Source organism: Variovorax brevis (assembly GCF_030317105.1).
Taxonomy (GTDB): domain Bacteria; phylum Pseudomonadota; class Gammaproteobacteria; order Burkholderiales; family Burkholderiaceae_C; genus Variovorax; species Variovorax brevis.
In genome coordinates this window covers 1,057,490-1,080,302 of sequence record NZ_JASZYG010000001.1, presented here as the reverse complement: position 1 = coordinate 1,080,302, position 22,813 = coordinate 1,057,490, and the positions used below count along the sequence as shown (strand labels likewise).

The 22,813-nt window shown below is 66.7% G+C and carries 18 protein-coding genes; 2 read left to right on the top strand and 16 right to left on the bottom strand.

Going from position 1 to position 22,813, the window contains the following annotated elements:
• Both QTI66_RS04670 and QTI66_RS04665 read left to right on the top strand, forming a co-directional pair.
• Nucleotides 1-967, top strand: a 967-nt coding sequence (locus QTI66_RS04670; protein WP_286557774.1) for a tetratricopeptide repeat protein, incomplete at its 5' end; no start/stop codon positions are given.
• Nucleotides 968-985: 18 nt separating this feature from the next.
• Nucleotides 986-1,348, top strand: a complete 363-nt coding sequence (locus QTI66_RS04665; RefSeq protein ID WP_286557773.1) for a hypothetical protein — start codon at nucleotides 986-988, stop codon at nucleotides 1,346-1,348.
• Between the two features lie 49 nt (nucleotides 1,349-1,397).
• Here the strand turns inward: QTI66_RS04665 and QTI66_RS04660 are convergent, their stop codons facing one another.
• From QTI66_RS04660 to QTI66_RS04585, 16 genes are all read right to left on the bottom strand, one after another.
• The gene (locus tag QTI66_RS04660) at nucleotides 1,398-1,709 is read right to left on the bottom strand and encodes a hypothetical protein (protein WP_286557772.1); all 312 of its coding nucleotides are present in this window, start codon (nucleotides 1,707-1,709) and stop codon (nucleotides 1,398-1,400) included.
• A gap of 84 nt (nucleotides 1,710-1,793) precedes the next feature.
• A complete protein-coding gene (locus QTI66_RS04655; protein ID WP_286557771.1) occupies nucleotides 1,794-3,176 on the bottom strand; it encodes a patatin-like phospholipase family protein in 1,383 nt (460 codons plus the stop codon).
• Nucleotides 3,177-3,216: 40 nt separating this feature from the next.
• Nucleotides 3,217-3,633, bottom strand: a complete 417-nt coding sequence (locus QTI66_RS04650) for a hypothetical protein (RefSeq protein WP_286557770.1) — start codon at nucleotides 3,631-3,633, stop codon at nucleotides 3,217-3,219.
• Between the two features lie 113 nt (nucleotides 3,634-3,746).
• Nucleotides 3,747-4,574 carry a c-type cytochrome gene (locus tag QTI66_RS04645; protein WP_286557769.1) on the bottom strand — a complete coding sequence of 276 codons (828 nt, stop codon included), beginning with the start codon at nucleotides 4,572-4,574 and terminating at the stop codon, nucleotides 3,747-3,749.
• Nucleotides 4,571-6,211, bottom strand: coding sequence for a cbb3-type cytochrome c oxidase subunit I (locus QTI66_RS04640; protein WP_444814940.1), 1,641 nt, complete (start codon nucleotides 6,209-6,211; stop codon nucleotides 4,571-4,573). Before QTI66_RS04640 ends, QTI66_RS04645 begins: the two co-directional genes overlap by 4 nt.
• On the bottom strand, nucleotides 6,177-6,743 hold the full coding sequence (locus QTI66_RS04635; protein WP_286557768.1) for a cupredoxin domain-containing protein: 567 nt from the start codon (nucleotides 6,741-6,743) through the stop codon (nucleotides 6,177-6,179). The genes QTI66_RS04640 and QTI66_RS04635 overlap by 35 nt, the downstream gene beginning before the upstream one ends.
• Nucleotides 6,736-6,966, bottom strand: coding sequence for a hypothetical protein (locus QTI66_RS04630; protein ID WP_286557816.1), 231 nt, complete (start codon nucleotides 6,964-6,966; stop codon nucleotides 6,736-6,738). Before QTI66_RS04630 ends, QTI66_RS04635 begins: the two co-directional genes overlap by 8 nt.
• 4 nt (nucleotides 6,967-6,970) lie before the next feature.
• A complete protein-coding gene (locus QTI66_RS04625; RefSeq protein ID WP_286557767.1) occupies nucleotides 6,971-9,205 on the bottom strand; it encodes a xanthine dehydrogenase family protein molybdopterin-binding subunit in 2,235 nt (744 codons plus the stop codon).
• A 7-nt stretch (nucleotides 9,206-9,212) separates the two neighbouring features.
• Nucleotides 9,213-9,683 carry a (2Fe-2S)-binding protein gene (locus tag QTI66_RS04620; protein WP_444814939.1) on the bottom strand — a complete coding sequence of 157 codons (471 nt, stop codon included), beginning with the start codon at nucleotides 9,681-9,683 and terminating at the stop codon, nucleotides 9,213-9,215.
• 61 nt (nucleotides 9,684-9,744) lie between these two features.
• Nucleotides 9,745-11,235: an arylsulfatase gene (locus tag QTI66_RS04615; RefSeq protein ID WP_286557766.1), complete on the bottom strand. Its 1,491-nt coding sequence runs from the start codon at nucleotides 11,233-11,235 to the stop codon at nucleotides 9,745-9,747.
• Nucleotides 11,236-11,393: 158 nt separating this feature from the next.
• Nucleotides 11,394-11,792 carry a hypothetical protein gene (locus tag QTI66_RS04610; protein WP_286557765.1) on the bottom strand — a complete coding sequence of 133 codons (399 nt, stop codon included), beginning with the start codon at nucleotides 11,790-11,792 and terminating at the stop codon, nucleotides 11,394-11,396.
• 12 nt (nucleotides 11,793-11,804) lie between these two features.
• Nucleotides 11,805-12,248 carry a YidH family protein gene (locus QTI66_RS04605; protein WP_286557764.1) on the bottom strand — a complete coding sequence of 148 codons (444 nt, stop codon included), beginning with the start codon at nucleotides 12,246-12,248 and terminating at the stop codon, nucleotides 11,805-11,807.
• Between the two features lie 97 nt (nucleotides 12,249-12,345).
• Complete coding sequence (locus QTI66_RS04600; protein ID WP_286557762.1) at nucleotides 12,346-18,789, bottom strand: autotransporter outer membrane beta-barrel domain-containing protein; 6,444 nt, start codon at nucleotides 18,787-18,789, stop codon at nucleotides 12,346-12,348.
• A gap of 261 nt (nucleotides 18,790-19,050) precedes the next feature.
• Nucleotides 19,051-20,031 carry an ABC transporter permease gene (locus tag QTI66_RS04595; RefSeq protein WP_286557761.1) on the bottom strand — a complete coding sequence of 327 codons (981 nt, stop codon included), beginning with the start codon at nucleotides 20,029-20,031 and terminating at the stop codon, nucleotides 19,051-19,053.
• A 16-nt stretch (nucleotides 20,032-20,047) separates the two neighbouring features.
• A complete protein-coding gene (locus QTI66_RS04590; protein WP_286557760.1) occupies nucleotides 20,048-21,553 on the bottom strand; it encodes a sugar ABC transporter ATP-binding protein in 1,506 nt (501 codons plus the stop codon).
• Nucleotides 21,554-21,614: 61 nt separating this feature from the next.
• Complete coding sequence (locus QTI66_RS04585) at nucleotides 21,615-22,586, bottom strand: sugar-binding protein (protein WP_286557759.1); 972 nt, start codon at nucleotides 22,584-22,586, stop codon at nucleotides 21,615-21,617.
• Nucleotides 22,587-22,813 lie beyond the last annotated feature (227 nt).

Below are 22,813 nucleotides of genomic sequence, written 5' to 3'. Positions count from 1 at the left end.
CGTCGGGCAGGAGCAGATGGCGGCGCAATTTCTCGGCGATCTGGCCGCGTACGATCGTCTCGATGCGTTGGTCAGGCAGCTTGCTGAACTCGACGCCCACGCGCCGCGAACAGTGCTTGTCAGCGCGCAGGTGGCGTCCGCCACGCATCGCTTTTCCGAAGCCAGCGCCCTGCTGATGCAAGCGGGCGCACGCGGCGCCTTGAAGCCCGATGCCAGCCGCCTGTTGCTGGGCATCGATCAGGCGCGCGGAACCCGGCTCAATGTCGTGCTGGAGGAGCGTCGAAGGCTCGCCGAGCGCTCAGGCCGGCTGGAAGACCTGGTGCCGCTGGCCGCAACGCTGGTGGACCTGGGCGACTACGACGAAGCGGACCGCATCTACCAGCAGGCCCTGGCGGGCTATCACGATGCTTCCCCCTTTGCCGTGGCCTGGGCGTGCTTTCAACTGGGTATGTTGTGGGGAGAGCAGGCTCCCGTGCCCCAGCCCCAACGGGCCGCGCAGTGGTATGCCCTGGCCATCGCGTACCTGCCGGGCTATGTGAAGGCACGCGTGCACCTGGCCGAGATCCGCCTGCGCGACGGCCAGTTCCAGGCTGCGGAATCGCTGCTGCGGCCCGCGCTTGCCGCCAGTGATCCGGAGGTGAGATGGCGGCTGGCCGAGGTGATGGCCGCGACGGGCAGCCCGACGCAGGCGCAGATGCAACTGCAAGCTGCGCGAGCCGGATTCGACGGACTGCTCGAATCCCACCTGCTCGCCTTCGCCGACCATGGTGCGGCGTTCTATCTCGGCAGCGGCAATGACCCTGCAAGGGCCTTCGAGCTGGCCCGGATCAATCTCGCGAATCGACCGACGATGCGGGCTTACCAGCTGGCGTATTCGACGGCCATCGGCGCGGGAGCACCGCAGGCTGCGGCCGACCTGCTCGCGACGGCCCGCGGGCGTTGGGGCAGCGATCTGAAGTTTCATTGAGGGCAGGGGATCCGCATCATGGCCTTTGATCGCACCTTGATCCTGATTGCCTGCGCCGCCCTGCAGGCCAGCGCGCCCGCGCTGGCGCAGTCGGTTGCTGCGCAGCGTCGCTACGAACAGCAGATCGCCATCTGCAACAGCGGGAACCTGGCGCGCCCCGAGCGCGATGCATGCGTACGCGACGCAGGCATTGCCCTGGACCAGGCGCGCGCCAGCGGTGGTTCGCGCTTCGCGGACGAGACATCGCCCGACGGCCGTTCGACGGTAGTGATCCAGAACGGCGCGCCGCCACCCGCGGATGATTCAGACACGGTCACGTCCCCGGATGGACGCGCGACGATCGTGCTGCCCGCCGGAGGCTCGATGCCGGATCCGCAATGACGCCGTGCGGCGGGTTCTGAGGCGAGCAGGTGCCCGCCCATGACTTGGCTCAGCGCGCGCGGATCACTTCCCCGACGGCGCCGTTGTCGTCAACGGTGCAATTCACTGCCGGTTGTCCCGGGCCCGGGCTGAGGGTCACGATGTAGATGCCGTCTTTCATGGTGGTCGTGCCGCCCATCAGCTTGACGTTCTCCTTCGGCACCTTGAACTCGCGAGCCACGGCGTCGACGCAACTGTTGCGTGCCCTCGGCGGCGCGGGGTCGCCGCCGGTTGTCGGTGGACTGTTGGTGGCAACGGTGCAGGCACCGGCGACGGCGCATGAGGCGATGATGGCCACGATGGGACGGCATTGAACTGTCATGTTGGCTCCTTGGGTGTTGGCTGCGCGGTGGCAGGGCGTCCGGTTCGCTGGGTCATGAGGATCTCCCTGGCGTTGTCATTGCGTTCATCTGCTGGTTGCAGTGCTGGCACCCTGTGCCTGCAGGCTCGCGAGCAGGCGCTGATAGTCGGGGTTGTTGCGAAGCAGTTCGCGCCCGGCGGCAATCAGCCGGGCCACCTGCTCCCGGCTCAGCACAAAGGTCGTCGGGATGTCGTTCAGGAAGCGCCTCAGCGGCAGGTCGGGCACGTCTTCGAAGCTGAGCTGGATGAAGTACGAACTCACGGGCCACCCGGGTGTCGAGAGCTCGCGCTTCCAGCGTTCCAGGCTTTGCTGTGTCTGCCGGAGCGTTGCCACGTTGTAGCGATGCAGCTGGGCATCGGTGACGGCGTGCATCGTGTGCTCGAGCGATGGCGCGCGGTTGGTTTCGCCGATGCGCCCTGATGCTTCAACCGCTGCGTTGACCGAGATGATGGCAATGCGGCGCGGCGTCGCGACGCCGACCGCCTGCACATATTTTTCCGCGCCGCCGGCCAGCTCCACCGCATCCAGCAGCGCGCGAAGGCCGAGGTTGTCGGTGATGCCGCCATCGACGAATTGAGCGTACCGATGGCCGACCTTGTCCTGGTATGCGAGGTCATCGTGCACCACCATGCCCAGGTAGTCGTTGTCGATGTTGCGCGCCTTCACCGTTGCAAGCCAATGAGGCAGGCGGCTGTCGCAGCCACCGTAGTTCTCGACGACCACCGGCCCGAAGATCACGGGCACCGCGCTCGACGCTGCCACAGCCCGTGCCAGCGGAAACGTGCCCAGGTCCGAGCACATCAGGTCGAAGTACTCCTGGGCGAAGGAAAAGCGCCCGCCGGAACCCAGGTCCGAGCTGTTGATGAGGATCAACGGCGCATCGGGCCGGATCAGGTCGGCAAATGTCGCGTTGCCGAAAAGCGCCCGCTGGTAGTAGGAAACGGCCATCTCCGTTCGGCCCCGGCTGCTGAACCAGCGCAGCGGGTTCAGCAGCCCGCGCAGCAGGGCGCCTTCGACATTGCTGTGGAGGAATCGCTGCTCGTAGTCGACGAAGATGCGATCGCCGTAGAGGCCGTAGTAGGCCGAGGTGAAGCTGCCCCCGGACACCGAGCTGATGACGCTGATCGTGTCGAGCAGGCTCACGGTCCGGCCTTCCAGTTCAACGCGCGTGTCGCGCAGTTCCTGCATCACGCCATAGGCGAAGGCCGCGGCGCGCGTGCCGCCGCCCGAGAAAGCGACGGAAAGCGTGAGCTCGCGCGAATGGCGGTAGGGCCTCTTGGCGAACTCACGCAGGGAATAGGCAGGGCCGGAGGGATCAGGCGCCAGCGGAGCGTTCTCGACCACGCCGTAGGTGGTGCAGGCACCCAGCGCCACGGCCAGGCCCAGCATCAGTGCGCGGCCACCGCGCTGGTGCAGTCGAATCCGCATTCATCGAGCGTGTGCGCGGAGACGTCACCAGGACTTGAAGCTAGCGCCGGAAGCCGACGAAAGCGGGTCCACCCCATCCACCCCATCCGCCCCAATCCATGGCATTCATCTCGGCCATCTGGGCGGCCTCGAGGTTGTTGTTGCTGAGCTGCTTCTGCACGCGCAGGCGCTGGTAATCCTGGTACTGGGGCGCGCCGCCGACGTAGGCCAGGTTGTTCATCGAATCGGGCAGCACGTAGTAGGTGGTGCCCTTGTAGTTGACGGGCGAGACCTTGTCCTTGGGCAGCTTCGCGAGCAAGGCCTGCTGGTCGGGCTTGAGCGGCGTGATGACCTTGAAGCCGGCAGCCACGGCCAGGTTGTCGTTGCTGAGCGCGTCGTTCGTGGCTGCACAGCCTGCGACCCATGCGATGAGGGCCGCAGCGGCAAGGTACTTCAATGAACCGAGCAGTTGTTTCATGATCGTTCACCCGATAGGACGCTGTTGAGGGGCCGTGATCATCGCGCCGGGCTCGCGACAGGACCATCCCGGCGGCCACTGGCACACGTACGTGAAACGGCGCGCGTTTTTCTTCATGGCTTGCGGCCATCACCGGGCGGGGCTTTTGAATAGTGCTGCGCCAGCGCGCTGATCTCCTGCGCCGTCAGGCGTCGGGCGACGCTGCGCATCTGCTCGTTGATGTCGTTGTGCCGGCTGCCGCTGGCCAGTGCCTGCAACTGCACTTCGAGGTAGGCCCGTTGCTGGCCCTGCAAGGTGGGCGCGGCCTCGGTCCAGCCCATGGGGCCGTGGCAGGCCGCGCAGGCCGCGATGCCGCGCATCGGGTCGCCGGACTCGACCAGTCGACGTGCGACCGCGTCGGGTGGCGTGGTCGTCGCGCGTGAGGGTGGCGCAGGCAACGACGCATAGTGCGCAGCCAGGTCGCGCAGGTCCGCGTCGTTCAATGGGGCAACATAGACACCCATCACGGACGCACTGCGCCGGCTGGTCTTGAAGTCCTGCAACTGCTTGTAGATCGCGGCCCGGCTTTGCCCAGCCAGGTTGGGAAAGATCGCGTCGTCGGTGATGCCCGCGGGGCCGTGGCAATTCGCGCACGTGGCCGCCGCCAGCGTGGCCCCCTTGGCGGCATTGCCCTCGGCGAGCAACTGGCGTGTGGACGCCGTCCAGGCGACCTGCGAAGCCGGCTCGCGCACCTGAGCCGCGGGCGCCGGCGCGTTGCGCGCGGGCAGGCCGATGGCGCTGCAGATGGCGTCCCACAACGCAGGCGCGCTGCGCCCGGCGTCCGCGGCCGGCAACCACACGAAGCCGACCGTGCCAGCCGCCAAGAAGAGAACGATGATCGTCGCCGTCCAGACCGCGAAGCGGCGATCGCGCAAGGCGCCCGGGGCATCGTTGGTCGTCATGGCGGTGCAACCGGATACGGCGCCACCACGCTGCGCTGCACCCACAGCACTTGCGCCAGCGGAAAGCCGTAGTTCGCCACGGTGAGCGCCAGCACCAGCAGCAGCCAGAGGCCGAAGCCGTTCAAGGACGACGGCAACCGGCGTGGCGGGTTCAGCGCCAACGAGAAGCGCAATGGTGTCTGCGGGCTCCTGGCGCCGCGCAGCGAACCCAGCAGCACCCCTGCCAGCAGCAGCGTCGAAAACACCAGCACGAAGCCGCCGATGGCCGACAGGCTCACCCAGATCGCCTGCGGCGCCAGGGCCGGGTCGGCATAGTCGTAGTACGACATGCGCCGCGGCTGGCCCATGATGCCCACCACGTGCCAGGGCAGGGTGACGACCAGCATGCCGGCGAACCAGGTCCACAGTTGCCATCGCATCAGCCTGGGCGGCAGCGTGCGGCCCGTCAGGCGCGGCCACAGCTCGTAGGCAATGGCGAAATACATGATGACGACCGCGCCACCGAAGATCAGGTGGAAATGCGCCGTCACGAACTGTGTGTTGTGCACGGTCGCATTCATTGCATAGCTCATGTTGATGAGCCCGCCGGCGCCGCCCATGCCCAGCATGAGCAACGAAAGCCCGGTCGCCAGCACCAGCGGCCGATCCCAGGGCAGCGCCGCTACCCAGCCCAGCAGGCCGCGGCCCCCGCGCAGCCGCCCGGCCACTTCCAGCGAGGCGCAGATGGTGAAGATGGTGAGGAAGGTGGGCACGGCCACCATGCCGGTGAACACTGCGTGCAGGAACTTGAAGCCGGTCGCAACCTGTGGATCCGTGAACAGGTGATGCAGCCCGATCGGCATCGAGAAGACGAGCAACTGCAGGAAGGCGATGCGGCCCATCCGGTCGCTGTAGAGGCGTCCGCCGGCTGCCTGTGGCAACAGCACGTAGAAGGCGATGTAGGCCGGAATCAGCCAGAAATACACGATGGCGTGCAAGGTCCATGAAAAGAGCAGGCGCGCAAGGCCGGCGTCCATCGAGGCTGTCCAGCCGAAAGCGTTGGGCAGGATCAGGAAGACGATCTCCGAGCCGACGCCCAACGATGTCCACCCCCACAGCAACGCGCCGGCGGTGGTGGCGAACATGGCCAGCGGCACCGGCAGGCCGGGATGGTCCCGCTTCCAGCGCCGGAAGTGCGACACCATGAGCCCGATCCAGATCCACGAACCTGCAACGGCAAGCAGCACGCCAAGGTAGTACCACGCACTGCCGAGCAGCGGCGGATAGAAGGTGTAGAGCACGGTCGCCTTGCCCGCGGCTACCGTGGCGAGCGCGAGCGCGGCGCCGCCCAGCACCATGCAGAGCGCGGCCCACGCGAGTCGCATGCCATGCATCGGCCGCCCCAGCGACACCGCGCACACCGCATAGCCGAAGCCCATCGCGACCAGCGTTGGAAAGACATAGGCGAGTGTGGTGCCGTGCGCCGTGACGGCCGCGTAGTAGCGTCCTGGGTCGACCCAGGAATGCAGCGGGCTGCGCACCAGCATCTGCCAGGCGCCCAGCGGCACCGCGAAGGCCAGCGCGGCGAATGCGGCCCAGAAATGGGCCAGCACGAGGCGCTGGCTACCCTGCACAGGACGCCCTCCGCGCGCTGCCATGCAGGCGCTCGAACTCGGGTTTGTCGAGCACCTTTACCCGCGCCCACATGCCTTCGTGGCCGACGCTGCAGTACTCGTGGCAGGGCATGACATGCTCGCCCGCCTTGCTGAAACGGGCCCGCACCTCGGACACGTAGCCCGGCACCACCATGCTGTTGATGTTGGTGCCGGCGATCAAGAAGCCGTGCACCACGTCCGGGCTGGTCAACCTGAAGGTGAGCGGCGTCTGCGCCGGCACCACGATGCAATGCGGAACGAATGCGTACTGCTGCGCGATCACGCGCACCACGGCCGCTGATCGGTCGGCTTGCATGGCCGTGCCCAAGTTGGCTTCCATGAACTCGCCCGACAAATGCAGCGTGCTGGCATCGATGGTCTCGACCCGCGCCGGCGCCATGGCCGTCCAGTGCAGGCCGCTGTAGATCATCACGGCGAACACCAGCGCGATGATGGCCGCGACGACGCGCGCCCAGCGGCGTTCCGACGCCTCGGCAACGGCGATGGCGGTGGCGCTGGGGCTGGTCTCAGCCATTGCCGCCCCGCGGCGCGAACACGAAGAAGAAAAAGCTGAGCCACAGCGCCAGCAGAACGAGCACCGCCAGTCCCGCCACCGCGAAGGCGCCACGCGGGCCGGCGCTGGCCACGGCCGACAACTCGTCCGCGCTGCCGTGGAAGGCGACGTTCTCCCTAAGCGACGCGGCCGAGACGTGTTCGCGCTTCGCCTCGTCCTCGTTCCCGGTCAGCAACTGCGGCATGGCGCTACCTCGCCCCGACGCGCGCGAGCGCCGCCATCACCGCCGGCGGGCGGAAGGGAAGGGAACGCAGCCGCGCGCCCGTCGCGTCGAAGACGGCGTTGGCAATCGCCGAGGGAATCACCGACGTGGTCGGCTCGCCGGCGCCCCAAGGCACTTCGCCGGGCCGGTCGATCAGTTCGATGGCCACCTCAGGCACGTCGGGGAAAGTCAGGATCGGGTAGCTGCCCCAGTTCAGGCTGGTGACGGCGCTGCGACTGAAAGCGAGCTGCTCGACCAGCGTGCGGCTGACGGTCTGTACCACGTTGCCTTCGATCTGGTTGCGCAGGCCGTCGGGGTTGATGATCTGGCCGCAGTCGTGCACGACCAGCACGCGCCGCACCTTGATGGCGCCGGTGCTGCGATGCACCTCCACGTCCGCGACCACGCCCACGTAGGTGCGCACAAGTTCGTACTTCGCGTAAGAGACGCCGCGCCCGAACGCCACCTCGCCCGTGTCGCGCGCGCCGGTGCCGCGTGGCCGCCAGTTGGCAAATGTGCGCAGGCGCGCGAGCAGCTCCAGGCCGCGGCTGTCGTTCAGGTGACGTGTGCGGAAGTCGAAGGGATCGACGCCGGTTGCGGCCGCGATCTCGTCGACAAAACTTTCATTGCCGAAGGTGTTCTGCATCCGGCCGGGCGCGCGGATCCATGCAGCGGGCAGTGGCGTTTCGAGTTGCCAGTGCGCCGTGAGCTTGCTGCTCGTGAACCCATAGGGGATGCCCAGCCCCGGATCGTAGATGCCGCTTTCGGGGCCGTAGCGAGGCAAGTCCGCCAGCACGGCGCCGAGCAGGGTCACGCCGGAGCGCTTCATGGGGCGCTCGGGCAGGAAGATGTCGGCTTCCCAGGCTGCAACGCGGCCCTGCACGTCGATGCGCGCACGGTAGTCGAGAAGGGTGGGCGGGCACTTGGGGTCCCAGCCGTGCTCGTCGGCGCGCATCCATTGCAAGCGCACCGGGCGGCCCAGCTGCATCGCGATGAGCGCGGCCTCGGACGCACAGTCGTCCGAGCCGTTGCGGCCATAGCAGCCCGCGCCCTCGACGTAGATGCAACGCACCTTCTCCGGCGCCAGCCGCAGCATCGTGGCCAGTTGCTTGCGCAGCAGGTGGCTCGCCTGCGAGGGCGTCCACACGGTGAGCTGTCCGCCCTGGTAGTCGGCCAGCGCACACGAGGGTCCGATGGAGCCGTGCGTGTGCAGCGGGAAGTCGTAGCTCGCCTGCATCTGGCGCCCGTTGCCGATCAGGCCTTGCGTTGCATCGCCGGTCTGCTGCAACACCTGTTTTCGGTCGAGCCTGGCGCTGCGCAACCAAGGCACGAGCCGGGCCTGGTCCGGCAGGCCTGTCCCATCGCTCCACTGCGCGACGATGGCGGTCGAGGCGCGGATGGCCGCCCATTCGTCGTTGGCCACCACGGCCAGGAAGTTGCCCTGCCGCACGGCACGCACGTAGCCGGGGATGGCCTTGCAGGGCGTGTCGTCGAACGACGCCAGCGTGGCGCCGAATGCAGCCGGATGCACCGTGCGCGCATGCAGCATCCCCGGCAGCCGCACGTCCTGCACGAAGCCGAAGTGCCCGAAGATCTTCGCGGGAATGTCGAGCCGCGGCGTGGGCTTGCCAACAAGGGTGTAGTCGCGCGGATCCTTCAGCGGCGCCTTCGGGTCGAGCTTGATCGACAGGCCCTTGCCGGCCACCAGTTCCGCGTACGTCAGGCTCTTGCCGCCAGCCACCGGCTCGACGCTGCCGCTGCGGGCGCGCAGCGTGGTTCTTGCAACGCCGAGTTGGCGGGCCGCCCGGTTGATCAGTGCCTCGCGCGCCGTGGCCGCGGCGCGGCGAATCTGCACGCCGCCTTGCTGGATCGTCAGGCTGGCATAGGTCGGCCCCTGGTCCGGCGTGAGCAGCGTGTCGCCTTGCACGGTGCTGACGTTTTCAAAAGGCACCGACAGTTCCTCCGCCGCGATCTGCGTGAGCGCGGTGAGTGCGCCGGTGCCCAGTTCCACCTTGCCGCTGTAGAGCGTGACTCGCCCCTGTGCGTCGATCACGAGGAAGCCATCGACCTGGTTCGGGCTCACGGCCCGGCCGCGCGGAGGGCTTGCGGACGCAGGCTCGTTCGCCGCGCCGCCCGTTGGGGCCAGGGCAAAGCTCACGGCCAGCGCGCCGCCGGCACGCAACAGTGCGCGGCGGGACAGGGGCGCTTGCAGGGCAGCCATCGCGCGTTCAGGGCTTGGTGGCCGCCACGCGCATCACCGCACGCAGGATGCGAACGTGCGTGCCGCACTTGCACAGGTTGCCGGCCAGGGCCTCGCGAACCTGCGCTTCAGTGGGATGGGGCGTTGTCGCCAGGAGGCCGGCCGCCTGCATGATCATGCCGTTGATGCAATAGCCGCATTGCGCTGCCTGCTCGTCGATGAAGGCCTGCTGCAACGGATGGGGCTTGTCGGGCGAACCCAGGCCTTCCAGCGTCACGATGTTGGCGCCGGCCGCCGCCGACACCGGCATGACGCAACTGCGCAGCGGCTCGCCGTTATAGTGCACGCTGCAGGCGCCGCACTGGGCCAGGCCGCAGCCGAAATGCAAGCCGTGCAGGCCGAGCTGGTTGCGCAGTGCGTAGAGCAATGGCATGGCCGGGTCTTCGGCTTGCAGCACTTCGGTCTTGCCGTTGACGGTCAGCGTGATGGACGTGGCCACGATCCGCCTCTTCAGGACGACGAAGACCAGCCCGGACGACCGGGCTGGCGGGGGCGGGCGCTCAGTGCGCGGCGCTGGAAGATTCCTGGAGCTTTCTCAGCACCTCGTCCAGGTTGAAGGCCGCGGGCTTTTGTCGCGGCGGGAACTTCACGAAGGCATCGATCTGCTGCGCTACCACCGCCTGCATCCCGTAGACGATGTAGGCGTGCGAGATCACCCAGTCCCAATAGGTGTTGGAGTTCTCGTCCGCGCGCTCGAAGGGGTCGCGCCGCAGGTTGAACATCTTGGGTGCGCGGTACTTGACGAAGGGCTCGAACCAGCACTGCAGCGTCTTGGCGCGCTGCTCCATCAGCACGACCTTCCAGTCGTGCATGCGCACCGCCATGATCTCGCCGTCATCGCTGATGTAGAAGAAGGAATCGCGCGGGCTCGCCTGCGTCTCGCCGCTCAGGTAGGGCAGCATGTTGTAGCCGTCGATGTGCACCTTGAAGCTCTTCTCGCCGGCCTTGTAGCCGTTCAGCAGCTTCTCCTTGACGTCGGTGTCGCCGGCAGCCGCCAGCAAGGTGGGCAGCCAGTCCTGGTGCGACACGAGGCCGTTGATGACGGTGCCGGCCTTGAACTTGCCGGGCCAGCGCACGAAGCAGGGCACGCGCCAGCCGCCTTCCCAGTTGGTGTTCTTCTCCGCGCGGAATGGCGTGATGCCGGCGTCGGGCCAGCTGTTGTAGTGCGGGCCGTTGTCGGTGGAATACATCACGATGGTGTTGTCGGCAATACCCAGCGCGTCGAGCTTGTCGAGCATTTCGCCGATGTGCTCGTCGTGCGCGACCATGACGTCGTTGTAGTCGCCCTGGCCGCCGCTCTTGCCCTTGTGCTTTTCCGCGCAGTGCGTGCGGAAGTGCATGGCCGTCGTGTTGTACCAAAGGAAGAAGGGCTTGTCGTCGGCATGGCACTGGTCGATGAACTTCAGGGCCCGCTCGGTGGCCTCGTCATCGATGGTTTCCATGCGCTTTTTCGTCAAGGGGCCGGTGTTCTCGATGACCTGTCCGCCCTTGCCGTCGGCCTTGCAATGCAGCACGCCGCGGGGACCGAAGCGCTTCCTGAACGCGGGGTCCTTCGGGTAGTCGGGATCTTCGGGTTCCTCCTCGGCATTGAGGTGGTAGAGGTTGCCGAAGAACTCGTCGAACCCGTGCATGGTGGGCAGGTACTCGTCCTTGTCGCCAAAGTGGTTCTTGCCGAATTGTCCGGTGGCATAGCCCAGGGGCTTGAGCATTTCGGCGATGGTGGGGTCTTCCTTGTGAAGGCCCACGTCCGCGCCCGGCATGCCGACCTTGGTCAAGCCCGTGCGGATCGGATTCTGGCCGGTGATGAAGGCGGCCCGGCCCGCGGTGCAGCTTTGCTGCGCGTAGTAGTCGGTGAAGGCCACGCCTTCGTTGGCGACGCGGTCGATATTGGGGGTTCGATAGCCCATCTGGCCACGGCTGTTGTAGCTGATGTTCCACCACCCCACGTCGTCGCCCCACAGGATCAGGATGTTGGGCTTCTTGGCTGTCATGGCACCTCCTCAACGTTGGCGAGGTGCCAGGTCACCTCGAAATCACCTGGGGATACGGATCGGCCGGGCACACGCAGGCCGCAGCGAATGCGACGGGATGCTAGGAGGGCGCCGCGGCTGCGCCAATACGGGCGAGCACGCAGGGGCACGTACGTGGATCAGTCATGGGCGCGGCGCCGCAGGATGCGATTGACCAGGCTGCGAAAGACCAGGTAGGGCAAGACCGCGAGGATGATCGCGACCATCAGCGCCTCGCCCGGATAGAACCAGCGCACCGAGATGAACTGGTAGATGCCGTCCATGACGAGCGCGACGATGAACACCTTGCCGATGTGTTCCCACCCTTCGCGCAAGAGGTCGCGCCTTTTCGCGCGGTCTTCCACCAAGGCCCACAGGTAGAGCGGCTTCTCGTCCTGCGCGTCGCGCCGGCCCGCCCGGTACGCCAGGAAGGCAGCCATCGCCGGCTGGAGGATGAAGCGGAACGCCACCGGCGCATGCCTGCCGCTGGTGATGTCGTCCCAGATGCGGAGCCAGACGTCAAGCAATGCATCGAGCATGTTGGCTCCGTTTCAAAGCAGCCTGAAGGCGATGCCCGCGAAGATGAACATGCCCGCTGCGGACATGATCAGCGCCATCACGAACGAAGGCTGCAGCAGGCGAAAGGGCTTGGCCTTGCGCAGGCCCTTGAGCCTGAGCCAGTACTCGACGGTGCCCATCAGCATGGCCGCGGTGCCCATGCCCGACAGGAAGAGGCCCATGGTGCGTGGCATCTCCATCCTGGACAGGGTCATGCCTTCGCTCTGGAAGCCTTCGAGGATCTTGTAGATCGTGAAGCCGAAGCTGATCATCGAAAGCGCGGTGCGGATCCACGCCATGAGCGACCGGTCCGCCGCCATGAGCGTCCGGTCGATCGCCATGTCCGTGTTCATCCGGGCCAGGTCGCTGGATGACTTCGGCGCCGGCTCCGGCGAGCCGGGGCGTGCCGTGGAGGGTGGGGTGGAGCTGCTACCCATGGTCGTTGTTGGCGGCCAAGGCATTGTGGAAACGGCCGCGCGCGCAAGCTAGTCGGGCGACCACGTACCTCCACGTACGTGGCGTGGCGCTTTCAAGCTACCACTTGTAGCGAACGCCCACGCGGCCGCTCCAGCCGTGGCTGTCGCCATTGCTGAGCGAGCGGTTGTAGTCGACGGAGCCGAACGCGCTCATGTTGCGCGCGAATTGCCCTGACAGGCCGACGCCGACCTGCGCCCACGTCGACGCGCCAAGCGGTGCACTCAGCGCCACCGGATTGAAGCCCTGCAGGTTCGTGAAGGTGGTCGTGGCGTCGGAGTCGAAGGCATGCCAGACGTTCACGCGTGCCCAGACCGTGAGGTCTTGCAGGTCGCTGCCCTGCGCGATGCGGCGCGTCAGCCGGGCACCGATGCGGCCATAGAAGGTGCTGGTGTCGTCGAAGGAAATGCGGCCGAAGCTGTCGGCGCCGTCATCGAGCTTCGTCCACTGATAGACGAGCTGGCCCTGCGGCTCGAGCGCCCAGCCCGGTGCGAGTGCGAAGGGGTAGCCGCCTTCGAGCGAGGCCGCCACGCCCCAGCCGTCGGTCGAAAGCTTTTCGCCGAAGATCGATTGCGTCTTGACGCTGTCGTAGCGCGTGCCCTGCAGCACGCCATCGACGTACCAGCCTGAAGTGCCCTTGCGCGTCCAGTAGCCGCCGAGCGAATAGCCGTACATCGAAGCCGTGCCGGCCTTGCCGCCGTAGATGGCATCGACGTTGCTGTCGATGTGTCCCATGGCAATGAAGGCGCCAGCAACATCGCTTTGGCCTGTCGCGTCGGCACGGCGCAGCAGGTCGATGCCGGTTTGCACGCCTGCCTCGTTGTAGTCGTACGAAGGGCCGTTGCGTGTGAAGTCGTCGTAGCGATCGGCGTTGGTGCTGCCGCTGCCATTGCGGGCGTCGCCGCTGGCGCCGAACACGCGTCCCCAGGCGCCCATGCGGCTGGGGCCTTCGCCCGTCGCGGTCACGCTGTCTTCACCGGCCCGGTCGTGGTAGGTGCCGAGCATGGCGAGGCCGAGGCGGTTTGCGAGCACGGGGACGGACATGTCGAGTGGGACTTCGACGCGGTAGTTGGGCAGCAGGACGCGTGGCACGATGGAAGGCGGCGCGCCAACGGGGGGTGGGGGCGCCGTCGGCGGGGCCTCGCCGACGGGGGGAGGCGCCGGCGTTGCAGGCGGGGCTGGTGTGGGCGGCGCAGGTGCGGGAGGTGGCGGCGGCAACGTCGGGTCTGCAGGCGGCGGCGCAGGCGGTGGCGGAGGAGGGGGTGGGGGCGGAGGAGGTTCTGACGACGGCGGCAAGGTCGTGCGCAGATACCAGCTCTGGCCATTGCTCGCGCCGCCCCTGAACAGCAGGTATTCGAACGCGCCGGCCGCGAGTCGCGCGCCACCCAACGCAAACGCCGAACTCGCAGTCGTCGCGCCATTCGCCGCATCGACGAGCACGATCCCGTCGCCTGTCGTGAGCGCGCCGCCGCCGCCCGTGTTGGTGACCTGCAGCGTCGATGCCCCGCTCGCACTGCCGCCGTTGATGAGCAGTTTGTCAGACGGCGAGTTGTCGGCGCCCAGGAAGGTGTTGAGCGCCACACGGCTGCCGGGCGCTCCGACATAGTTGTTGACGGTGAGCGTATTGCCGGGCGTGCCGTTGACGGCGCCGATCTGCGCCAGGCCCGCGTTTTGGAGCGTGCCGTTGATGGTGAAACTGCCATTCCCACCGGCCAGGATCGCGGGCTTGGCGAGCAACTGGAGGCTCAGCTTGGTGGACACGTTGCTGGCGAGTGGCGCAACTGTTGCACCCCCGATCGCATCGGCGACCTTGAGCACGCCGTTGTTCACCACGTCACCGGTCACGCTGCCGTAGCCGCCCAGCGTTGCACCCGCGTTGACCACGACCGTGCCGCCACCACCAAGCGCAGCGCCGGGGCTGCCCGCGTCGCCGACCACGAGCGTTCCTGCGTTCACCGTCGTGCCGCCGCCATAGGTGCTGGCGCCCTGCAGGATCAAGGTTCCTGCGCCAGTCTTGGTCATGGCGCCTGCCCCTGTCATGCCCTGCTCGACGATGGCTTCGAAGCCTTGCGTGTCCAGCGTGGCGCCGCCGGCCTCGATCGACACGGGCCGCGTCGCAGCCAGCTCGAAGCTGCCGAGCCATTGCAGCGCGCCGCCGTTGAAGGTCACGCCGCCGGTCGGCGCGCCGAGGACGTTGTCGGCCGGCATGGCCAGCACGCCCTGCTGGATCACGGTGCCACCCGCGTAGGTGTTGCCGCCGGCTGCCGACGGTGCAAGCTTCAGCGTGCCTGTGCCTTGCTGGACGACCCGCCCGGCGCCGGAGACGAGGCCGCTGTAGGTGATTGCATCGGAACGATTGAAGGCGAGCGTGCCATCGTTGGCCACGTCCGTTGTGATGCTGCCCGTCGTGCCGCCATTGCCCAGTTGCAGCGTGGCAGGTGCCGCAATCGTCGTTGCACCGGTGTAGCTGTTGTCGGCCGTCAGGATCGTGGTGCCCGCCAGCGCGTTGACGCTGCCGGTGCCAGTCATCAGCGGTGCAAACTCGAAGCCCGTTGACGTGTGGTTGAAGTTGATCGTGGCCGTGCCGTCGCCCAGCGCCACGGTGGTTGTGTCGAGCAGCCCCGGCGCAGCAGCCGCACTGCCGCTCGCTCCACCGATATTCAGCGTGCCCACCGATCCCGGAAAGAAGGCGACGTAGGTCGCGGGCGCGCTGACGGTCGCACCTTCGTTGATCGTCAGCGTTCCAGTCCCGCCGTTGCCAACGGTCAGGTCAGGCCCCGTGTTGATCCAACTCGAACCAGCGCCGGTGACGACGGCGTTGCCCACGCCACCGGCGACGCGCCCGACAAAGCCTTGCGCGCTGGTTACGGTGGCGCCGCCGGAAACCGTCAGCGAGCCAGTGCCGGCGCGCGCCACTTCGAAGGTGGAGTCGCTCACCAAGACCGAACCCGGCCCGTTGACTGTGGTTGTCGCTTGCGCGCCCGCGTTCTCCCCGATCACGACGCTGCCGGCGCGCACCTCGCCTGCCTGGTCGATGGTCATCGTGCCCGTGCCGGACAGCAGGCTGAGGAATGAGTTGGTCGTCCAGCGCGAGCCGACGCCGCTCACGCGGATGGTGGACGTTGCGCCGCCCTGGAATGCCGCGAGCGAGAACCCACTCTGGACGACCCCACCGTTCTCGACGGTGAGCGAGCCCGCGCCGACGTCGCCGATCGTGAGGCCGCTGTTGGTGGTCCACGCAGAGCCGCTGCCCGTCACCACCACGGCTCCTTGCGAACCCGAGTTGGCCCCGACGGTACTCGTGTCGCCGATGACCTGCCCGCCGTTTTCGATCCGCAAGCTGCCGTTGCCCGAATTGCCGACGATCACGTTTGCAGCGGGCGAACCGATGGCGCCACCGCGCACGCTCAATGTGCCGCCGTCGACTGTGGTGTTGCCCGTGTACGTGTTGGCCGCCGTGAGAACGAGCGTTCCGATGTCGGTCTTGTCCAGGCCGCCGCTGCCCTGGATCACTGCACCGATCGTGGCGGTCATCGCGGCGCCGGCAGCCGTGCCGTCGCCCACGCGGATGATGGTGTCGGCCGTCGTGGTCGTCAGTGGCTGGCCGTTGATCGTGTAGCCATCCACGGCGAACTGTGCGCCGCTGAAGGTCACTGCGCCCGCGCTGTTGTCCACCGTCACGGTGCCCGGCGCGCCCTGGAAGATCGCGAAGCCGTTTGGCTGCCACGGCGCATTCACGGTGCCGCTGCTCTCGGTCCATGCATCGTTCGCGGGCGTTGCCAGCCACGTGCCCGTGCCGCCATTCACCGCGACGTTGTTGAACAGCGCGCTGTTGTTCCCGTCCCAGAAATTGAGCGTGAGGCCTTGCGTGTTGACCAGGTTCACCTGGTTCGCCACCGAGGTCTGCACGAAGAACGGACCGCCGCCGGCGGGCATCGCGCCCAGGTCCAGCCCCTGGTTGGTCAGGGCGCCGCTGTAGTTGATCAACCGGTAGACGCCTGCGCCGAAGCTGCCTCCAGCCGACTGCGTGACGTTCAGCGTGCCATCGAGTTGCAGGTTGCCGCCCACCACCGTCAGGTCGTTGAACGGCCCGCCGGGTACGTTGGCCTGGCCCAGTTCGTAGTCGAGCACGGAGCCGGCGGAGAGCGACAGGTCGCCGCCGATGGTCAGCGTACCGGGGCTGGCGCCGGGTGCGAGGTGGCCGCCGTTCTGCACCGTCACCGAGCCGGCGATGCTGCCGGTGCCGCCGAGCGTCGCGTTGTTCTGAACGGTGGTCACTGCACTGCCGATCGAGCCATTGACGCGCAGCGTACCGGCGCTGACGGTCGTCGCGCCCGTATAAGTGTTCGCGCCCGTGAGCGTCGTCGTGCCGGTGCCGAGTTGGGTCAGGGTTCCGGTTCCGCTGATGACGCCCGAATAGGTGAGGGCGTCGCTGCGGTTGAAGCTCAAGGCAGCGTTGTTGGCGATGTTGCCCACCAGGCTCCCCGTGGTGCCACCCAATCCCACTTGCAGCGTGCCCCCGCTGATGGTCGTGCCGCCGGTGTAAGTGTTGCTGGCCGTGATCGACAGCGTGCCAGCTCCGATCTTGGTCATGCCGCCGACGCCGCTCGCAACGCCGCGGTATTCGCTGGAGAAGCCGTTGGTGTCGACGGTGCCGCCGCCTGAAAGCAGGTTCACCTGGCGGCCAATGAAGCCGAAGGCCGATGCCAGGTAGCGCAGCGTCCCGCCATCGAACACGATCGGGTTGCCAAGCGTGCCCAGGTTGCTGGGGCTGCTGAAGGCCAGCACGCCTTGGTTGATGATGGTCGCACCGCCGTAGGTATTGCTGCCCGTGAGGGTCAGCACGCCCGCGCCGTTCTTCGTCACCGACCCGGTGCCGCTGATGACGCCGCCATAGCTCACCGCATCGCTGCGATTGAACACCACCGCACCGTTGTCGGTGATGTTGCCCGCTACGCTGCCGCTCGCCGCGCCGGTGCCGATGTGCAGTTGGGTGGCGGCTTGCACGGTCACCGGACTGGTCAGCGTGCCGCTCACGCGCAGCGCGCCGCTCTCGACCTGGGTGTTGCCGAATGCACCGCTGCCTGAAAAGGTCCAGTCGCTCCCGGTCATCCGCAAGGTCTCGAAGTTGGCAAAGGCGTTGGAGGCGGTGCCCGAGCCTTCGAGGATCACGCCATCAGTTCCCGTGCCGCCTTCGGCAAGGCCCGTGACCTGCGAGCCCGTTCGCAAGGTCAGCGTGTCATTACCCGCGCGCAGGTCGATCGCGGTGCCGACATCGCTGCGGATGACGCCGGAATTGATCACGTTCTCCCGGCCGTTCACGCCACGCACCCCGAAGCTGCGCTCGCTGATGATGGAGCCCGTGTTCTCGATCCGCGTCACGAAGGCGCCCGCGACGGTGTTGGACAACACCCCATCGGCATTGTCGCCCGATGCCCGGATCGTGCCGCTGTTCAGCAGCGTGTTGTTGTCGCCCTGCATGAAGACACCGAAGGCATCGCGCCCGCCAACGAGCAGATCGCCGCTGTTGAGGATGGTGCTGCTGCCATCGTCCGCGCGCATGCCGTTGCCGCGCTGGCCGCTGGTGTTGACGGTGCCGCGGTTCTCCAGCGTGTTGCCCCCGCCGGTCAGCACGTAGAGACCATGCGCGCCCGTGCCGCTGACGTTCAGCGTTCCCTCGTTGCGCAGCAGGATGCCGGTGCTCTCGGCGATTTCCATCGCGCTGGAGCCGATCCCGCTGGCGGTGATGACGCCGCCGGCCAAGTTCAGCAGCGTGTTGCTTTGTCCGTTGGCCACGAACATGCCGAAGGCGCGATTCTCGGTTTCCGAACTGCCGCCCGACGTGGTGATCGATCCGGCATTGGTCATCGACGAGCCGGTCGTCTGGACGAGGAGCATCCCGTGCGAGCCCTGGCCCCGCGTGACGATGGTGCCGTCGTTGCGCAACACGTGGCCGGCTCCGGAGATGGCCGCCATCCCGAAGGCTTGGTCGAGGTTGGATTCGATCGCGCCGGTGGCGGTGTTCGTGAGCACCGTCCGGTTGCTCATCTGACTGAACATCCCCGAGCCCTGGACGGTATTCAGCGTGATCTGCCCTGCGTTGATCAGCTGGTTGCCGTCGGTGTTGGAGGCGATCAGGCCGGTGGCGAGGTCGCCGTTGACGATGATCCGCCCGCCGACTTCGTTGCGCAGCACGCTGTTGGCCCCGATGCTGGCGAAGGTCAGCGCATTGAACCCTGAGGTTGCAAGCGTACCGAAGTTGCGCAACGTGCTGTTTTCGCCAAGCGCCACGGCACCGATGGTCTGCGCAACCGGTTGAATGCTCCCGAAGTTGTTGAGCTGCGCGCCCGCACCCAGCGTGATGAGGTTGGTGGTCCCGGTGATCACGGCGTCCGCGTTGACGTTGACCGTCACATTGGATGCCGCGGACGCATCGAGTGGCACGGTGGTCGGCGCGGGGCCGGTGCAGGTGACGGTTTGCCCGTTGGCTGGCGGGTTGGGCACGCAGTCGGCTCTCGCAAGCCTGGAATTCAACGATGCAATCGTGCCTGCGACCACATACGCGGACACGGCCGTGAATGGCGCGAGCCGTTGGCGAACCGCACGGTTTGCGCGCGATATCCGCGCGGGCACGACTGGGCGCAAAGACATTGGCAAGGTCCCCTGGATTTACCCACCTTCACCATCCCGCCCGATTCTCCGATCGCTGGCCCGCCGTTTCTACCATCCTCGCTCGCGATTGCGCAAGCGGTGCGTGGGCGCTTGCTACCCCGCGCGTCCCGCTGCCCCTTTGGCCGCGGCCTTGCGCTTGCGGAATTCCGCGAACTGCGTATCGGCAAGCACGCCGATCAGGATCACCGACCCCATCACCGCGAAGTTGAGCGAACTCGGGATGCCCAGCAGGTTGACCAGGTTCTGCAGGATCTGCAGAAGGATCGTCCCGAGCACGACACCGACGATCGAACCTTCGCCGCCGCGCAGCGAGAAGCCGCCCAGCACCGACGCGGCAATCGCGTAGAGCTCGTAGAAGTTGCCGTGCGACGAAGGCGATATCGATCGCGTGTACATCGCGAAGAAGATGGCCGAGATGGCAGTCAGCACGCCGCAGATCACATAGGACGCGACGATCACGACGTTGGTGGGCACACCCGAATAGCGCGCCGCCTCCTCGTTCTTGCCGACGGCGAACAGGTAGCGCCCGAACACCGAGCGGTGCAGCACGACCCACATGACGACCGCGATCACGACGAACGCGTACATCGAATGCGGGATGCCGAGGGTGCGGCCGGTCGTCAGCCATTCGAGCGTCGGAAAACTGTCGCCGAAGGCGAAGCCCGCGGTGCCGTCGGCGGTGTAGTACCGTGCCGCGCCGCGATAGATCAACAGGCCGCACAGCGTCACGATGAAGGGTTGCAGGTGCAGCTTGGTGATGAGCAGGCCGTGCGCGAGCCCCATCACGGCGCCGAGCGCGAGCATCGCCAGGAGCGCCAGCGGCCAGGGCACGCCGTGGTTCACCATCAGGTCGACGAAGAGCACACCCAGCAGCGCAATGATCGAACCCACCGACAGCTCGATGCCGCCGGTGATGATGACGAACGCCTGCCCGATCGCGAAGATGCCGAACAGGCCGACGAGATTCGCGGTGTTCGCGATGTTGATCGGCGAGATGAACAGCGGGTTGATGATCGCGACGACGGTGCCGACGACGAGGATGAGGATCAGCAGGCCAATGTCTTTTTTGAGCATTTCTTGTGCAAGCCTCTCAATGGACCGCCTTGCCGACCGCGAGCCGAAGGACTTCGTGCTCGCTGAACCCGGACCGATCGAGGAAACCGCTGATGGCGCCCTCGTGCATCACCGCGATGCGGTCGCTGACCCCGATCACTTCTTCCATGTCGCTGGAGATCATCAGGATGGCGACGCCGGCGTCGGCCAGGTCGCGCAGCATGCGGTAGATCTCGCTCTTGGCGCCGACGTCGACGCCGCGTGTCGGCTCGTCGCAGATCAGCACGCGCGGGTTCATCGTGAGCCACTTGGCGAGCACGACCTTCTGTTGATTGCCGCCCGACAGCGTTGCGGTGTGGACTCGAACATTTGCCGCGCGAATGCCGAGCCGCTTCTTCTGCTGCTCGGACATCGCGAGCGCCACGGACTCCTGCACCAGCCCGGCCGTCGAACATCGCGGCAGATTGGGCAGCAGAATGTTCTCGCAGATCGAATCGTCCAGCAGAAGGCCGCACTGCTTGCGGTCTTCGGGCACCAGGAAAATGCCGCACTCGATCGCGTCGCGCGGTGTTGCGAACCTGACCCTTTCGCCGTCGAGCGTCAACGCGCCGGCGGCCAGCGTGTCGATGCCCGCCAAGGCGCGCGCCAGTTCGGTGCGGCCGGCGCCGATCAGGCCCGCCATGCCCAGGATCTCACCGCGCCGCAGCGTCAGCGACACCGGTCGTCCGGGCCATGTGTGGGTCTGCGCCGCATCGATCTCCAGCACTCCGGCGCCGGGCGGCGAGGCAGGCGGCAGGTAAAGCGCCTTGAGGTCGCGGCCGATCATCATGCGGATCATCGCCGCGTGCGAGATCTGGTCGCGCGCCAGTTCGCCGACGTTCTTGCCGTCACGAAGCACGACGACGCGGTCCGCGCATTCGCACAGTTCGTTCAGCCGGTGCGAGATGAAGATGACGCTGACACCGTGGGCCTTCAGGTCGGCGATGACGCGCATCAAGCGATCGGTCTCGGACAGCGTCAGGCTGGAGGTCGGCTCGTCCATGATCACCAGGCGCGAGTTCAAGGACAGGGCCTTGGCGATCTCCAGCAGTTGGCGTTGCGCGATGGACAGCTCGGAGACCGGCGTGTCCGGCGTGAAGTCCACGCCCAGCACGTCGAGGTAAGGGCGCGTCTGCTCGTGCAGCTTCTTGCGATCGACCAGCTTGAGAAAGCCGCCATGGAGCGGCTCGCGACCGATGAACACGTTGGCCGCCGCATCGAGGTTCTCGAACAGGTTGAGTTCCTGGTGCACGAAGGCAATGCCGGCGGCGATTGCGTCGGCCACCGACAAGGCGTCGACCTGATTCGCATCGACATGAATGGCCCCGGACGACGGCGCGACCACGCCGCCCAGGACCTTCATCAGCGTCGACTTGCCGGCGCCGTTTTCTCCGACCAGGCCGATGACCTCGCCACGCGACACCTCCAGCGAGACACGGTCGAGCGCCGTCACGCCGGGATAGGACTTGGTGATTCCGGCGAGTCGAAGAAAGGGTTCGGTCATCGTGCAGGCAGACAAGACAAAGCCGGCGTGGTCGCCCGCACCGGCTTGGCATGCACGCTGACTACTTGCCCAGGGTCGCCTTGAGGTTCGCCGAGAACGCGTCGACGTTGGCCTTGTCGATGACCTTGGTCGGCACGATGATGAGCTTGTCCGCCGGGATCTTGGACTTGTCGCCTTCCAGGTAGGCGGCCATCAGCTTCATGCCCTGGTAGCCCCATTCGTAGGGCTGCTGCACGACCGTGCCTGCAAAGCTGCCGTCCTTGACGGCGCCCAGCGTGATCGGGTCTTCGTCGAACGCGATCACCGTGATCTTGCCGAGCTTGTTCGCCGACTTCAGCGCTTCGTAGATCTTCGGTGGGTTGTAGGAGTAGAAGCCGACCATGCAATTGATGTCAGGCTTGGCCGCCAGCACGTCGTCGACGTTGCTGCGCGCCTTGGCGAAGTCGACGTCGTCACCGCGCACGTCGACCAGTTCGATGCCCTTGCCAGCGACGGCCTTCTTGAACCCGGCAATGCGCTCCTTGGCGTTGTCCGCGCCGAGGAAGCCGACGAAGCCCATGCACTTGGCGCCCTTGGGCAAGGCCTTCACGGCGACCTCACCAGCCTGCTCCCCGGCCAGCGTGTTGGACGATCCGAGATAGGCGATGCGGTTGCTGTTCGGCGCGTCGCTGTCGGTCGTGAACAGCGGCACCTGCTTGGCGATCCGGTTGAAGGCATCGACCGATGTCTTCGGATCGACCGAGGAAATCATGATCGCGCTGGTGCCGGCGGCGACCAGGTCGTCCATCAACGCATTCTGCAGCGCCGCGGTACCTTGCGCCGGGTACCTGAACTGAAGCTCGTACTTGGGCAACTCGGCCTGCGCCTTCTTGACGCCGGCCTCGGCCAGCTTCCAGAAATCGGAAGACGCATTGACGATGAACGCCAGCTTCTTCTTCTCCTGCGCGGTGGCGTGCGTTGCAGTCAACGCGAGCGTGGCGGCAACTACCAAAGTAGATGCACAGCAAAGTGCGGAACGACCAGCCTTGAGCATGTTGTCTCCAATTCGATCTGGTTTTTGGAGTTCGGGATTCGTTCTCCAGCGGACCGCGTCGGGGCGGATTTGTCCGCGGGCGATGCTATGCCGAGAATGTCAATGACTGCAAGGCTCTCGCTATTGGTGCTTTCCTTCATGGAAGGGGCGGGGTCGCGATTCATGGCGACTCCCTGATCGGGAACGAACTGATTCTCGCCCGCGCTGGGCGACGCGGGATTGCTTGT

Bases quoted from the DNA above. Each gene is read 5' to 3' on its own strand.
- QTI66_RS04590 (WP_286557760.1), bottom strand. From the start codon at position 21,553: ATGACCGAACCCTTTCTTCGACTCGCCGGAATCACCAAGTCCTATCCC.
- QTI66_RS04665 (WP_286557773.1), top strand. From the start codon at position 986: ATGGCCTTTGATCGCACCTTGATCCTGATTGCCTGCGCCGCCCTGCAG.
- QTI66_RS04615 (WP_286557766.1), bottom strand. From the start codon at position 11,235: ATGACAGCCAAGAAGCCCAACATCCTGATCCTGTGGGGCGACGACGTG.
- QTI66_RS04640 (WP_444814940.1), bottom strand. From the start codon at position 6,211: ATGGCAGCGCGCGGAGGGCGTCCTGTGCAGGGTAGCCAGCGCCTCGTG.
- QTI66_RS04605 (WP_286557764.1), bottom strand. From the start codon at position 12,248: ATGGGTAGCAGCTCCACCCCACCCTCCACGGCACGCCCCGGCTCGCCG.
- QTI66_RS04645 (WP_286557769.1), bottom strand. From the start codon at position 4,574: ATGACGACCAACGATGCCCCGGGCGCCTTGCGCGATCGCCGCTTCGCG.
- QTI66_RS04610 (WP_286557765.1), bottom strand. From the start codon at position 11,792: ATGCTCGATGCATTGCTTGACGTCTGGCTCCGCATCTGGGACGACATC.
- QTI66_RS04630 (WP_286557816.1), bottom strand. From the start codon at position 6,966: ATGCCGCAGTTGCTGACCGGGAACGAGGACGAGGCGAAGCGCGAACAC.
- QTI66_RS04660 (WP_286557772.1), bottom strand. From the start codon at position 1,709: ATGACAGTTCAATGCCGTCCCATCGTGGCCATCATCGCCTCATGCGCC.
- QTI66_RS04635 (WP_286557768.1), bottom strand. From the start codon at position 6,743: ATGGCTGAGACCAGCCCCAGCGCCACCGCCATCGCCGTTGCCGAGGCG.
- QTI66_RS04655 (WP_286557771.1), bottom strand. From the start codon at position 3,176: ATGCGGATTCGACTGCACCAGCGCGGTGGCCGCGCACTGATGCTGGGC.
- QTI66_RS04625 (WP_286557767.1), bottom strand. From the start codon at position 9,205: ATGGCTGCCCTGCAAGCGCCCCTGTCCCGCCGCGCACTGTTGCGTGCC.
- QTI66_RS04595 (WP_286557761.1), bottom strand. From the start codon at position 20,031: ATGCTCAAAAAAGACATTGGCCTGCTGATCCTCATCCTCGTCGTCGGC.
- QTI66_RS04585 (WP_286557759.1), bottom strand. From the start codon at position 22,586: ATGCTCAAGGCTGGTCGTTCCGCACTTTGCTGTGCATCTACTTTGGTA.
- QTI66_RS04650 (WP_286557770.1), bottom strand. From the start codon at position 3,633: ATGAAACAACTGCTCGGTTCATTGAAGTACCTTGCCGCTGCGGCCCTC.